Source organism: Nocardia sp. 852002-20019_SCH5090214 (assembly GCF_001665865.1).
GTDB lineage: Bacteria > Actinomycetota > Actinomycetes > Mycobacteriales > Mycobacteriaceae > Nocardia > Nocardia nova.
The window spans coordinates 1-13,768 of record NZ_LZMK01000309.1 but is presented as its reverse complement, the minus strand read 5'-3'; the positions used below and the strand labels follow the sequence as shown (position 1 = coordinate 13,768).

Below are 13,768 nucleotides of genomic sequence, written 5' to 3'. Positions count from 1 at the left end.
TCAGCGGGGGTGGCGCGGTATGCGGGTGTGAGCGGTGAGCAGCAGGTGGTCGAAGGCGGTGAGCGTCTGCGGCCGCGCTTCCGGAAGCGTCTCCAGTTCGGCGACCAACTGGGCGGCCAGGTCGCGCAGTTTGGTGTTGGTCTCCTGCGAACGCCAGGACAGGATCTTGAACGCCTGCTCGGCATTGACGCGATACATCCGCATCAGCACACCTTTGGCCTGTTCGATCACCGCGCGATGCTCGATCACGTCGGGCAGGGCCGCCGACAGGGTTTCGCGCTCGCTCTCGGCCAGGGTCTCGGTGAGGTCGATGTAGAAGCCGCCGGTACCGATGACAGCTCCGGCATCGTCGTAGAGGCGGTCGGCGACCACCATCACGTGATGCACCTGTCCCGCGGTGTCGATGAACCGGTGCCGGCTGGAGAACGATTCACCCAGATCGACCGCGCGGGCGATGCGCGCCGCCACATCGTCGCGGTCGTCGGGATGTTTGTGGGAGAGCAAGAGTTCGGTGGTCGGCACCACGCTGCCGGGGGTGTAACCGTGCATCCGGTACACCTCTTCCGACCACTCCCAGCGCCGTGTCGCGAACCAGAACCGGAAGGATCCGACCCGCGGCACACTGCTCGGATCGACCGGTGCCGTTTCTCCCGTCGTGTGATCATGTTCGTTGTCCATGCCGTTGCGCCGCACGAAACAATTATGGCCGGTCGAGATCGTTCCGGTGGTGCGGTCCGCGACGACTGTTCACATGAAGGGCCACAGGTCCGCGTCGCGGTGGGTGGTCTGCGCCAGACGGGGATCGTCGGCCGAACGCAGCCAGCGCACCGGCACCCGGATCGGTTCGATCGAGGGCAGGCACGCCACCCGGCCGGTGCGGTCCACGAGCGATCCCACCACGCGATATCCCTGCTTCGGCGCCAAGCCCAGGGCCGCGGCCTGGTCGTCGCTGAGTGTGACCTCGGTGTGCGAGCGTTCGATGAGCCGCAGTCCCTCGACCGTCACCGGATCGGTGTCGTAGTCGACGTTGGAGACCGTGAGCCGGAACCGGGCGCCGGTGAGCAGGCTCGCCACCCACATCGATGTGCCCAGTCGCTCGCGGTCGGGATAGCGGGCGGCCGGCAGTCGATGCGGGACCAACACCACGTAGGTATGCCCGATCTCCACGTCACGGGCGCGCATGGCTTCCAGAATCGTCCTCCCGGCGTTCCGGTGCAACGTTGCCGTTACAAGGCTCGCCGTGCGGGCATAGTGTGTCGTGCATGAGGGAGTCCGCCGCCCGGCGCGCGGGTGAGCGCGCCGCACAGGCAGCCGAGCGGGCCGAGGAGCTGGCCGCGCGGCAGGCCGAGCTGAGCGCGGGACGACCGATCACACACGAGGACGTCGACATGGCGGCCGAGCGGGCTCGACAGGCACTCGCGCGTGCGGAAAGCGCTCATCGGGCGGCCGCGGATCGGCACGAGGACGCCGCACGTGCCCACGAACGCGCGGCTGCCGCCTACGAGAAGGCCGCTGCTCACGCCAGGGCTTCTGCGTCCCGCACGGGTTCGGCGTCCGGCATGGATCCGGCGTCCGGCGCCGCGCGCGCCTCCGCGGCCGACCGGGCTCGCCGCGATGCCGCCTTCCACCGCGCCGCGGCGGCACAGGATCGCGCCGCCGCCCGTGAACAGCGAATCGAGGCCGAGCGCGAGTTCGGCAGCACCGCGACCGAATAGCCGATCGAGGCCGCGTGGGTCACGTCACAACGCGGCCCGGAAATAGCTCGCCGGGTGTCTCGGTTGTACCCGCTGTCGGCGTCCGGACAGCCCCGGGCCGCACCCTTCAGTCGCTTCGAGCGACCACCCGCCGAGAGGCGCTTGTGGGACGTCGACCTCATACGGACGCCGCCGGGAACGCCACCCGGCGGCGTTCTGCTGTCGGCTCAGCGAGCGGTGACGCCGGCGCTGGCCAGATCGTCGTACACCGAGACCATCCGATCCAGGCCGGTGACCTGGATGACACGTTTGGCCGCCCCGGACGCGACCACCCGCAACCGCCGGGGAGTGACCGTGGTCGCGGCCGCGTGCAGCACGCTCAGACCGGCCGAACCCAGGAAACCCACTCCGGACAGATCGATGACCGGCGCGGCCTGGTCGGCATCCTCGAACGCCTCGCTCATCCGGTCCAGCACACTCTGCAGCTGGTCGGCCGTCATCGCGTCGACATCGCCGTACGCCGATATGACGAGCGCACCGCCGGTCCGGTCGACCTCGACGCTCAAGCCGCTGTCATCCACCAAGACACTCATCTCCTCGTCACCGCCATACATCACATTCGTATACAACCCCCGCCGCGAGAGCTCAAACCTCTTTTTTTCTCCGCCTCGGTCGCGGCTGTGTGCTGTTCCGACGTCGGCCGCGCGTTTTCGTGATATCCACGCGAGTGGATCCGAACGGCCGAACACTCGCGGGCGGGCCGGTAGCTTGGCCTCGCCTCGCCCCCACTCGGTCCGGCGCGGTGAGCGGCAGGTCCGAACCGATGGAGGTTTAGCAGTGAGCAACCGGGTTCCCCACGGCCGTATCTCGCGCGGCAGCAAAATGGGCCGGCTCGCTGCGGGACAGGCGCTGCGCGGGGTCGGCACCCGGCTGTCGATGGTGGGCCGCACCGAAGAAGCGCGCCGGCGCTTGAGCGAACGCTCGGCGATGCAGGCCGCCCAGCAACTGGTCACCGTGCTCGGCGGGATGAAGGGCGCGGCGATGAAGCTCGGGCAGATGCTGTCGGTGCTCGACCTCGACCTCCTCCCAGAAGAACAACGCGAGATGTTCCGCACCAAACTCGCCCAACTGCGCGACCAGGCCCCGGCCTTCCCGTTCTCCGCCATGCGCGCGGTGATCGAGAACGATCTCGGCCCGATGGCGCGGATCTTCGCCGAGTTCGACGAAACGCCGATCGCCGCCGCCTCCATCGGGCAGGTCTACCGCGCGCGACTGCGCGACGGGCGAGACGTCGCGGTCAAGGTCAAATATCCCGGCGTCGACCGAGCCGTCGAAGCCGATATGCGCAACCTCATGATGATCAGCCGCCTGTGGAAGGCGGTCCTGCCCAGCGCCGCCGACGAAGAGGTGCTCGCCGAAATCGCCCGCAACATCGGCAGCGAACTCGACTACCCCCGCGAGGCCCGCACCCAGCACCACGTCGCGACCCGCTACCGCGGCCATCCCTACATCAGCGTGCCCGACAGCATCGAACAGTGTTGCGGCCCCGATGTTCTGGTCACCGAACTGGTCGACGGCGAACCGTTTGAGCACATGCGATCCCTGCCCGACGCCGATCGCACCCGCATCGGTGAGCTGATCTACCGCTTCTACATCACTTCCCTGTTCACCGACCACGAGTTCTGCGGCGACCCGCATCCGGGCAACATCCTGCTCACCCCGGACGGACGACTCGCCTTCGTCGACTTCGGGCTCTACACCGCCATGAGTCCCGCCGACGTCGAACTCGAACGCGAGATCATCCGCGCCGCAGGCGAATACCGCGCCGAGCACATCTACCACTCCTGGGTCGCCCAGGGCATCGTCGATCCCGACGCCGGAGTCACGCCCGAGGAATGCCTCGGCTACATCTGGGCAGCGACCGGCTGGCACCTGATCGACGAGGACATCACCGTCACCCCCGAATTGGCCACCAGCGCAGTCGTTCTCGCCGTCGACCCCCGCGCGGCCGAGTTCCGCGGCATGCGCCACCAGCGCCTGCCACCCGAGCACGTGTTCTCCCGCCGCGCGGACCTGTTCACCTATGCCGTACTCGGACAACTGCACACCACCAACAACTGGCATCGCCTCGCCCGCGAATGGCTCTACCACGAACCACCCGCGACCGACATCGGCGCCGATATCGCCCGCTGGCGGTTCACGGCACGATCGTCGTGATCGGCACCGCGCCGGGATAGCCTCGGTCGCGGGCATACCAGCACAGGAAGCCGTCGGTGTCGGCCGACAGATCGGTCACCCACCAGCGTTCCATCCCGTCACACAGATCCATATAGGTGCAGCAATCGCGCAATTCCTCGAACGAACCGCGCTGCCGCGCCGCACATACGAGTGCCGCGACGATCCGCCTGGCCGGAGGATGCCCGTAGACGACCCAGCCGTATCCGTCCTCGAGCGGCTGGAGCCGGACACCGTAGAAGTGGCGGCCGAACAACCGGCCGAGTGTGGAATCGATTGCGTAGCAGTGCACATCGCGCATGGGCACCTCCGGATTCGTCGTCGACACCGAACGTCGCCACGGACGCGCGGCATCGGGCCTGGAGAGCCGAGATGCCCACCGGGTGGTGGTCGGACCACCCGGTGGGCACGGCCGCCGCGCTGGGACGGCTGCGGTGGGTCACAGTTTGCCGCCGCCGCCCACCAGCCACGGGTTGAAGCTGCAGGTCAGCGCCGGAGTCTGGGCCGGATCGAGGGTGTTGAGGATGATCGACAACACCCGCGGCGAGTACATCATCGTCAGGTGATCCGACACGTCCTGCTCACATCCGTCCTGCAGGGTGATGTTGTCGACCGTCGCACCCGGGCCGGGCTTCAGGAACGTCAGATCGTAGGGGTTGGTGATCTCGTCGTAGCGGCTGCCGACCACCGTGTAGTCCACCCCCGGCACGGTGTCGCCGCCGGCGTTGAGCTGGTTGACGAAATCCGAGCCGATCGTCTGCTGAATGCCGGCGTGACCGACGAAGATCTCCACCAGACCCAGCACGTCGATGCCGAGGTTGTTGATCATCCGGCCCAGCGCGCCGATACCGTCCAGTGAGGTGCCGTGGTTGGTGGCGCCGAAGGTCATCATGTGATGCACCTTCGCCGCACCACCGTCGAACTTCAGATACCACCGCGACATCGCGCCACCTTGAGAATGGCCGACCAGATTCACCTTCTGCGACCCGGTCGCCGCCAGCACCCGATCCACGAACTGCGCCAACTGCTTCGACGAATCCTGAATCAAACCGGTGCCGTTGGCGCCCGGCAGCACCGATCCGAGACCGCCGCCCTGAATGAGATTGGATTTGCCGTAATTGAAGGTGAATACGCAGTAGCCGGCGTCCTTGATGGGCTGACTGACGAAGGAGAAGTTGTCGTAGGCGTTCTCCCATGTCCCGTGCACCAGCACCACCGGCTCCGGATGCGCCGCGGTCGGCTTGCAGTTCCAGTCGTTGGTTCCCGGCGGGGCCACATCCGGATGCAGCAGGCCGTAGCCGAAGGCGGCCAGGAACGAGCTCTGTGCCGGGCCGTAGCCGATGGTGTCGCTGGAGGTTCCACCCGATGATCCCGAGCTGGACCCGGAGCCGCCGTAGCAGTCGCCGGAGCCGTTGCCCGAGCCCGCGCCACTGCCCGAGGTGCAGGCCGAACCGGTGCCGGCGCTGCCGGTGTCGGCGATCGGGTGGGCGGCGGGATTCTTCAGTCCCTGGTCGATGAAGTCGACCAGTTGCTGCTCCTGCTGCTGATCGTTCGACGCCCCCGCCGGCTCGGCGTCGGCGCCGACCCCCGCGAAGCCCATCATCAACAGCGAAACCCCCACGACGACCGCGGCGCTCAGCGACCTGCGGCGGGTGTTTGGTCTCATGGGTGAACCTTTCGTCAGAACATCGGCGTTCTTTGTTGCGATGCGCGACCGCGAGCCGCGCGGCCGAAACCGAACTCAGACGCTAAAGTCGCTGACGAGCCGCCGATACGGACAAAGGCAGTCTCTTCGGAATCTCACGAGACGCCGAACGGACCGCAGTGAAGTTGCACAGCCGGGCGAATTGTCCGGCGACGCCGGAGCTTTTCCCGAATCGGCGCAGTCACAGCAGTAATCCCGAATGTGCCGTGAAATATCCAGCGATACAACCAATTACGACGCAATCACGAACAGATATCGGATTCTCACTGGGAGTTGTCCGTCCGGTCCGGTCCACGTGAGCACGTGGCACGGCCCCACGTCGTCTGGAGTCCTGATGCCCGGCATTCGTATCACTGTGCGACCCACCGGTTTTCGCTTGCTCGCCGCCGCCGCGCTGGCCGTCGGCGCTCTCACCGCGGTCGCGCTTCCCGCCGCCGCGGCCGATCCTCTCACCGATGCGGCCGGCGTCATCGAACAGCTGCGCGCCGTCGGCGATCCGCTGCCGCCGCTGCCCGCCCCGCACGGGCCGACCACCGCGATCGTGGTGCTCGGTTACGGGCTGATGCCCGACGGGACCATGCGCCCCGAACTCGTCGCCCGGCTGGAGGCGGCGCTCGTGCAGGCGATGGTGTCGCCGGCCTCGCCGATCATCGTCACCGGCGGAAATCCGCAGGGCGGCACCACCGAAGCCGACGCCATGGCCCGCTGGCTCGTCGCCCACGGCACGGCCCCCGACCGGATCCACATCGAATCACGTGCCGGCGATACCGTCGAAAACGCCACCAACTCCGCGGAAATGATGCACGCGCTGGGCGCCGGCGATGCGGTGGTCGTCACCTCGGCCGACCACATGCCCCGCGCCGTAGCCGATTTCGTCGATGCGGGCGTGCCGGTGGTCGGCACGGTCAGCCCGCAGGATCTGCCGCCGGTGGTACTGGAGGTGTTCGGGCCCCGACAGTGAAACCGGAGTCGCCGGTCGTCTCAGCGCGGACCCCAGGTCCGCGCTATCCCGAGCCCGACGGCCAGCGCATCCCACGCCGACGGCAAGGCGGCGGTGAAATCGGGCCACGAATGCGTCCCCGCGGGGATGTAGCGCACGGTGGCCGGGATGTTCAGCTGAGCGAGCCGCGCGGCGAAGCGCTCGGTGCACGTGCGCGCCCCCGCCTCCAGCGCCACGCCACCACCCGCGGACCGCAGCGCACCGGCGACGTCGTGCGCGGTGGCGATCGCGGTCAGATCCGGTGGGCTCGGCAGGCCCGTGGCCGCCGACAGATAGATCGGGGTGCCGCGCAGGGTATCGGCGCCCAGATAACTGTCGTGGGCCGCCCACTCCGGCGAATTCGGTGGGCCCCAAAGGTTTTCGGGGTTGCCGCCACGCGAGGCCACGGTAATGCGAGTGACGGCCTGGCCGACCTCGTCCGCGGTGGAATAACAGCCGCTGATGCCCGCCACCGCGCGATAGAAGCCGGGGTGGCGCTGTGCCAGCATCATCGCCGCCTGCGCTCCCATCGACACTCCCGCGATGGCCCGGCGCCCGTCGGCATGCAGATATTTCTCCACGATCGGCGGCAATTCGTCGACGAGGAAGGTCTCCCAGCGGTTGAGGCCCAGGTTCTGGTCGTAATGGTCCCAATCGGCGTACATACTGCCCACGCCGTCACCGGGCAGCACCACGTCGACCGGTTTGCCGGCGAAGAAGCGCGCGGCGTCGCCGTCGGTGAGCCAGCCCGAGGTCGCCGCACCCTCCACACCGTCGAGAAGATAGAGGGTGGGCCGGGGTTCGCTCCCGGCGCCGTGCAGCACATCGATGGGCACCACTCGATGCATCGCGGCGGAGGCGACGTACAGCCGATCCCAGCCCGGCCCGCGAGTTTCGGTGCGCACCAATTCCGTTCGCGTCACGGCGGGATCGATCGCCGGCGGGGCCAGAGGCGGGGGCGCTGCCGGATCGGCGCACACCGGAGCCGCCGCCATCGCGCCGGCGGCCACGGCCAAGGCAGCGCTCAGCGCCGCACGAGTGATCACCGCTGCACCACCGCCGGACCGTCCGCGAACGCCGTCTCCCGGGCGCGCGCTCGTTCCCGCCGTTCCCGGAAGCGGACGGACGTCTTCTCCAGAGCGGTCAGATAGGCGGCCAGTTCGTCGCGGGCCCGCTCCCCCGTACCGGTCAGATCGGTGCGCTCGAACACATGCCAGTTGCGCAACACCGGACGCAGCACCGTCTCCAGATGCTGCGGCGGATCGTAGATGCCGTGGGCGGCCAGCAGCAGCGCGTGCCGCCGGAAGCCGGGCCCTGCCGACCCGGGCAGGCGGAAACCGGTGACCGCCTCGGTGATCGCACGCATCATCGCGTCCGGAGCCAGCTCGAGGGCGGCCCGGGAGATATTGCGATAGAAGATCATATGCAGGTTCTCGTCGGTGGCGATGCGCGACAGCATCCGGTCGGCGATCGGTTCACCACAGGCGATGCCGGTGTTGCGGTGACTGATCCGGGTGGCCAGCTCCTGCAGTGTCACACAGGCCAACCCGCGCAGCAACCGCGGGACCTCCGGCGCGGCGACGCCGCTGGTCAGCCGAGTCATCCGGGCGCGTTCCAGCGCAACGGGATCCACCGCGCGGGTCACCACCAGGTAGTCGCGGATCACAATCGCGTGGCGGTTCTCCTCCGCGGTCCAGCATCCCACCCACGTTCCCCAGGGCCCGTCGCCGCCGACCATCTCGGTGATCGCGCGATGGCAGGAGGGCAGATCGTCCTCGGCGAGCAGATTGGTGACCAACGCCACCCGCGCCACCTCCGGCAACGCCGATTGTCGCGGCTCCCAATCGTTTCCGCCCAGTGCCGCGAAATTGCGACCCTCACCCCAGGGCACGTAGTCGTGCGGATGCCAGGCGCGCGCCTTGCGCAGATGATCCGCGAGGCAGCGTTCGGCGACGGGTTCCAACTCGCGGAGCAGATCGCGATCGGTCACGGCGAGGCTCACGCATACTCCTCGGTGCGCGAATCGGTTGCGAGGTCGAAGGCCAGCAACGCCAGGCTCGCCCGCGCCAGACCATCCGGGCGGGCCAGCTCGATTCCGGTCAGTCGCTCGATGCGCCGCACCCGGTGCGCGACGCTGTTCGGGTGGATCGCCAGCCGCACCGCGGTCGATTTGCGATCCAGACCCGAATCCACATAGGCGCGAAGGGTTTCCAGCAGATCCGGATGCGGCCGCAACGGACCGAGCACCGCGGCCAGATGCGCACGCGCCGGCCCGGGCCGGGTCAGCTGGTACTCCACCGCGACGTCGGCGATCTCGTACAGCCCCGGCGGGCGGCCCAGTGCGCGTACCAGTTCCAGCAGTTCATGAGCCTGGGCGGCCAGCTCCGGGATGCGTGCGGTGGGACCGGCGACGACGGTCGCGGTCAGCGGCACCGAGGCCGCCGCGGACAGTACGTCCAGGGTGTCGGCGGTCAATACCGGGGCGTCGATGCGGGCGGTGGCATCGGGGTCGTCGACCGGCACCAGCACGGTGCCGCCGTCGACGGAGAGCAGTGACAGCGCCCGTGAACCCAGCACCGGCGCCAGCGCGCTCTGCAGTCGGCGCAGTTTGCGGCGGGCCACCGTTTCGGCATTGCGACGTGGATCGGATTCGCCGGGATGCGGGGCGATCGACAGCGCCACCACCTGATAGGCGGGCGCGACCGCGATCCCGGTGCGGCGGGCCAGCGCCGCGCGGCCGTGTCCGCTGAGCAGCGCGGTGACCAGGGTCTGGGCCGCGGTCTGATGATGCCGGGCGGCCGAACGGTGTTCGTCGAGATAGGCGGCCGAGGTCGCCACCGTCACCGTCTCCAGCAGGCGCAGGGCCTGCTCGGCGTCGGCGAACAACGTCTCGCCGTCACCGCGGCCACCGGCGATATCGCTGAACGCGCGCCGCACCGCCTCGTGGTAGGCGCGCAGCACGGTGTCGAGGTCGATGCCCTCACGTGCCCAGGCGCCGGCCCGGCCGACCAGTTCGGCCAGCCGCGCGGCATCCGCCGGTTCGGGATCGGGTTCGGCGACCATATCGGCGGCCAGGGCGAGACATTCCCGCACCCCGGCGCCGAATTCGGCGCTGGTGTCGGAATGCGGCGCCGGCGCGTCGGTGCGCACACTTCGGGTCAGAGTCGCCGCCAGGCTGGGTGCGGATGGTGTCATCGGGTCGCTCCAGAATCTGTCCCCGCGCGAAGTGTGCCCGCCGGATGCCTTGGGGTGAGGGTGCACCCGGCGGGCGGTTCCACTGCTACGCACAGTGACCGCGTCGAGGAAGGGGTTGGAAGTCCTGGTGCCGCGGGTCGAGCTGTGCGCCGTGAGCGGCGGCTTCGAGTTGGGAGCCGCTCACCGGTGGCCGGTCCGGCGTCCGCACTGCCGACCTCCTCTCCGTACGGAAGGTGCGGGTGCGCCGGTTGCCGAACGCGGCACCGTCCGCGCAAAAACCGGTGCCGCGTTCACATCACGGTACGGCCACGGAATCGCCTCGAACCCGAAACACCGGCGATCCGATGACAATTCATGAATCGCACCGGGGGCGGCTGGGGTCGCGGCACAAAATCATCCGCGACCCGGCGCGAGAGAAAGACGCCGCCGTTTCAGCATTCACTCGGGGCGGAAACGCCCTGCAATCGCTGATCGACCCAGCCCATGGCCTCCGGATACCCCAATCCCGCTGCGATGATGTGCTCGCCCGGCACGCTGCGATACACCGCCGCCACGCCCAGTGAGCATTGGTCGCGATAGAATTCGCGGGCCCCGGCGGCCGGAATCCAGAATTCCTGTTCGCCGTTGTAGACATACAGCGGCACAGCGGATTTCATGCCCTGCATCCGCGTCACCCGGTAGATGTCACCGGCCAGTGCGCTGTGCAGCGGATCGGGGGTGTCGGCGGCGATATCGATCGGCAGTGACAGCACCCCGGGAACGGCGAACACACCGGCGCAGGTGTCCTTGAGCGGCGAGAGGGCCGCCCACCGGGCCAGATTGTTCATCCTGGCCAGGATTTCCGGCCGCTCCCGTCCCACTCCGAAGGTGGCTGCCAGGAACACACCCGAGGCGAAGTTGGCATTCATGCTCTGCGAGAGGATCTGATAGTCGGCCGGCACGCCGCCCAATGCGGCACCGACGATCAGCGGCGCCAATTCCGGTGCGTAGGAATCGATCAGCGCCACCGCGCCGCGGGTGGCGATGGCACCACCGGAGTATCCGTGCATGGCGTAGCGGCTGGCGCCGAATTCCGCGGGCAGCTCCCCGCGCATCGCCCGGATCGCGTCGAGCACGGCGTGGCCGGCCACGAAGGGTTCGGCATAGGCCATTCGCGGACCCTCGTGATCGGGAATCAGCACCGCGTACCCGCGCAACAGCGCCAATTGCGTGGTGGGCGGGACGAAATCGGTGGTGCCGGTATCCCCGGAGAAACCGTGCGCGAGTGTGTAGCCGGGCGTGCAGGTCCGGCCCAGCGCGTCGATGGGAAGATTGTTCACCAGCACCGGCCGCGATCCGGGACCCGTCCACGGCGCGGCCGGAATCGCCAGTGTCGCAGTCGCATACGAAGGTGCGTCGTGTGCGTCGGTGGTGCGGTATTTCACCTGCAACGCCTGCCGCACGGGCACCACCAGCAGCGGAGCGGCGGTCGCCGTCACGTCCCGGGTCGCGATCACATCACCGGGCCGCAGCTCCGCGAGATCCGCGGGCCAGTCGTCGAGCAGCGGATCGCCCACCGGCGAGGGCATGACGGCCTGCTGCAGCCGGGCCAGGTCGGCGGTGACTCCGGTCTCCCCGGCGGCCGCCTGGTCGGCCACCGGGATGGGTGGCGGCGGCACCAGGACGTTGATCCACTGCTGCAGCTGCGCGAGCCCCGGCGCCGGCGGATTCGACCGCGCCGGATCCTGGGGTGCGAGCGGTGGCCCTGGCAACCCGGGTAAGCCGATCGCGGGTAACGGCAAGGCGGGCAGGGGAATCGGCGGCTGGGCCGCTGCGGTACTCGCAACAGGACCGCAACCGATCAGCAATGCCGTGACCAGTACATGCCGGATTCGCATGGCGCACCCCACTAAAGCTCACCGCTGGTTCCCGTGCGCTGCCAACCCGAGTTCCGCGCTGAACCAGGTGTTTCGAGACTACCGGGGCGAATCCGGCTGTCCGGGCGGCGTGTTCGGATCGTGCGCGCCGCGAGTCCGCATCGATATCGAATCCGGCACGCCCCCGCGGTGCGGGGCCGGCGCGCTCAGCAGTTGCTCGGCACCGGCTGAGCGTGCATGCGGCCGTCGAGCCAGCTCAGTACCTGCGGCAGACCCAGCACGGCCGCGGTGAGGTGGTCGGGCACCGGAATGGCCTCCGACTGGACCGTGACCCCGGCCTGGCACCAGCGCCGATCGGTATTGACGATCGAATCCACCGGGATCAGGCCGTCGATGGGCGAATGCCATTCGAAGACCGGCATATTCGGCACACTGTCGGTGTAGAGCTCGAGGCTGTTGTCCTCGACCACCTTGCGCGCGACCGGATCCTCGGTCATCGACGTGGTTTTCGCGAACTCGCTCACCCCGTGTCCCGCGCCCGCGGCCAGCAGTCCGTTGGTGCAACTGTTCGCCATCACCTGCCGCACCGCCATGCCCTTGTCGTTGAGCTGGTCCGACAGCGGGAACCGGTCGGGGTATTCACGTTCCAGGCCGAGTCCGGCCGCCATCGCCAGGCCGAAGGCCGGATGCGAGCCGTACCCCAGGCCCTCCAGCATCTTCACCATGTTCATCGGCACGCCACCGGCCGCGGCCCCTGCGATGCGCAGTTCCGGTGCGTAGACCGGCGCCAGCGCGGCCGCCCATGCGGTGGCCATGCCGCCGCCGGAGTAGCCGGCCATCGTCACCGGGCTGTGCTCGAGTTTCAGATCGGCAGCGTGCTGCACCGCGCGAATGCCGTCCAGGGTGATCTGGCCGCCCAGACGCGCTGCGCCGTAGGCGAACTGCGGCCCGAGATGGTCGGGCATCGCGATACTCCAACCGCGCTGCAACACCACGTTGTAGGCGGGCGCCTCGCGGACCATCAGATCCGGGTTCTTGGTGTAGAGCACATGGGAGACACTGCAATCGGCGCCGAGTCCGTTGATGATCGTCTGATACGACAGCAGCGGCCCGTCGGCCGCCCGCTTGCGCGGCGTCAGGACGGTGGTGGTCGCCGCGATCGGCTTGCCCTCGGAATTGGTCGAGCGGAACTTGATCAGCGTGATGTCGGTGTCGGGGAAGATGTCCAGCGGCGGTAGCGGTTTCGTCGCCAGCACATCGCCCGGCTTGTGTTCGGCGATATCGGCCGGCGCGGCGTAGAACGGATCCGGGTCCGGTGCCGGGTAGATCGGTTGCGCCGGTGCGGAAGTCGTGGCGGCAGCGAACAGCAACAGACTGCCGGCGGCGACGCTCAGCGCCCGCCGGACCGCGGTGAGGCCCATGGGCAAGAGATTATCGCGCGCGCGAGGCAACCCGAAATCGGCACCGCAGCTCCTGAGAAATCACAAGTTTGCCGCGCGGCGGTATGTGTCACGCGATGAATTCCGCGCTGAAACCTGTTCGGGTTACCCGCGAGTACGTAGCTTCGTTCCTGCACCGATGCAAAGGAGCACGGCTATGGACATCTCCGAAACGGCCCCCGACATCCCCACTCGCCGGATCACGGTCTACTTCGGCGGCACCGGCCCCGACGGCGACATGGTGCTCGAATACGCCGCCACCCGCGCCGAGGCCTGGGAGTTCGCCGCCGCCGCCGTGCATTCCGGGCTGGCGGTCACCGTGGACGGCATGGTCCGGCCCGGATTGCGACCGCTGCCCTGCCGCCGATTGTGGCATTGAGGAACCGATCCGCGTCCCGGCGACTGTGAGCGATCACAACGGCCCGCCGACCTGCTTCGATTTCCGCACAGACGATTCGCGAAGCACCCTCGGTTCCCGGCCCGCCGGTTAGCGTTAACCGCCGGAACAGATAGTTCGGGAGTAGAAGGAGTCAGTGATGACCGTCGACAGCTCCAACCGGTCCAGTCTCACCTTCTCGGGACGGCCCATGTCGTCGCCGTTGAAGGATGTGTGGTCGCTGTCGCGGCACATGGTCGGCCACTTCGTCGAAAACGTCGCCCCCTGC

The 13,768-nt window shown here is 68.5% G+C and carries 14 protein-coding genes; 4 read left to right on the top strand and 10 right to left on the bottom strand.

Translation table 11 applies throughout. From position 1 onward, the window contains the following. On the bottom strand, positions 1-678 hold the full coding sequence (locus A5780_RS24800) for a PAS and ANTAR domain-containing protein (protein WP_064909739.1): 678 nt from the start codon (positions 676-678) through the stop codon (positions 1-3). Between the two features lie 69 nt (positions 679-747). Then, positions 748-1,182 carry a hypothetical protein gene (locus A5780_RS24795; RefSeq protein ID WP_064904302.1) on the bottom strand — a complete coding sequence of 145 codons (435 nt, stop codon included), beginning with the start codon at positions 1,180-1,182 and terminating at the stop codon, positions 748-750. 80 nt (positions 1,183-1,262) lie between these two features. Between A5780_RS24795 and A5780_RS24790 the strand changes: the two genes are divergently transcribed. Then, positions 1,263-1,715, top strand: a complete 453-nt coding sequence (locus A5780_RS24790) for a hypothetical protein (RefSeq protein ID WP_064909728.1) — start codon at positions 1,263-1,265, stop codon at positions 1,713-1,715. A 206-nt stretch (positions 1,716-1,921) separates the two neighbouring features. Here A5780_RS24790 and A5780_RS24785 read toward each other — a convergent pair whose 3' ends face one another. Next, positions 1,922-2,287: an STAS domain-containing protein gene (locus tag A5780_RS24785; protein ID WP_063909364.1), complete on the bottom strand. Its 366-nt coding sequence runs from the start codon at positions 2,285-2,287 to the stop codon at positions 1,922-1,924. Between the two features lie 244 nt (positions 2,288-2,531). Here A5780_RS24785 and A5780_RS24780 point away from each other — a divergent pair, with 244 nt between their 5' ends. Beyond that, the gene (locus A5780_RS24780; RefSeq protein WP_064909727.1) at positions 2,532-3,911 is read left to right on the top strand and encodes an AarF/ABC1/UbiB kinase family protein; all 1,380 of its coding nucleotides are present in this window, start codon (positions 2,532-2,534) and stop codon (positions 3,909-3,911) included. Here the strand turns inward: A5780_RS24780 and A5780_RS24775 are convergent. Together A5780_RS24775 and A5780_RS24770 are read right to left on the bottom strand one after the other, a co-directional pair. Next, positions 3,892-4,230 (bottom strand): hypothetical protein, encoded by a 339-nt coding sequence (locus A5780_RS24775; protein WP_063011987.1) that lies wholly within the window; start codon positions 4,228-4,230, stop codon positions 3,892-3,894. The genes A5780_RS24780 and A5780_RS24775 overlap by 20 nt on opposite strands. 138 nt (positions 4,231-4,368) lie before the next feature. Then, positions 4,369-5,595 (bottom strand): triacylglycerol lipase, encoded by a 1,227-nt coding sequence (locus A5780_RS24770; protein WP_064909726.1) that lies wholly within the window; start codon positions 5,593-5,595, stop codon positions 4,369-4,371. Positions 5,596-5,968: 373 nt separating this feature from the next. On the opposite strand from A5780_RS24770, the gene A5780_RS24765 reads away from it, so the two are divergent. After that, complete coding sequence (locus A5780_RS24765; protein ID WP_064902745.1) at positions 5,969-6,595, top strand: YdcF family protein; 627 nt, start codon at positions 5,969-5,971, stop codon at positions 6,593-6,595. Positions 6,596-6,615: 20 nt separating this feature from the next. Here A5780_RS24765 and A5780_RS24760 read toward each other — a convergent pair whose 3' ends face one another. The 5 genes from A5780_RS24760 to A5780_RS24740 all read right to left on the bottom strand — a co-directional run bounded on the left by A5780_RS24760 (position 6,616) and on the right by A5780_RS24740 (position 13,085). Beyond that, entirely contained in the window at positions 6,616-7,659 is a 1,044-nt protein-coding gene (locus A5780_RS24760; RefSeq protein ID WP_064909725.1) for an alpha/beta hydrolase family protein, read from the bottom strand. Next, entirely contained in the window at positions 7,656-8,615 is a 960-nt protein-coding gene (locus tag A5780_RS24755; RefSeq protein WP_064909724.1) for an acyl-ACP desaturase, read from the bottom strand. Before A5780_RS24755 ends, A5780_RS24760 begins: the two co-directional genes overlap by 4 nt. Further along, positions 8,612-9,808: a CdaR family transcriptional regulator gene (locus A5780_RS24750; RefSeq protein WP_082976700.1), complete on the bottom strand. Its 1,197-nt coding sequence runs from the start codon at positions 9,806-9,808 to the stop codon at positions 8,612-8,614. Before A5780_RS24750 ends, A5780_RS24755 begins: the two co-directional genes overlap by 4 nt. Before the next feature lie 431 nt (positions 9,809-10,239). Further along, positions 10,240-11,685 carry a lipase family protein gene (locus A5780_RS24745; RefSeq protein ID WP_064909722.1) on the bottom strand — a complete coding sequence of 482 codons (1,446 nt, stop codon included), beginning with the start codon at positions 11,683-11,685 and terminating at the stop codon, positions 10,240-10,242. Between the two features lie 185 nt (positions 11,686-11,870). Continuing rightward, complete coding sequence (locus A5780_RS24740) at positions 11,871-13,085, bottom strand: lipase family protein (RefSeq protein WP_030518371.1); 1,215 nt, start codon at positions 13,083-13,085, stop codon at positions 11,871-11,873. 175 nt (positions 13,086-13,260) lie between these two features. Here A5780_RS24740 and A5780_RS24735 point away from each other — a divergent pair, with 175 nt between their 5' ends. Then, on the top strand, positions 13,261-13,482 hold the full coding sequence (locus tag A5780_RS24735; RefSeq protein ID WP_030518370.1) for a hypothetical protein: 222 nt from the start codon (positions 13,261-13,263) through the stop codon (positions 13,480-13,482). Positions 13,483-13,768 lie beyond the last annotated feature (286 nt).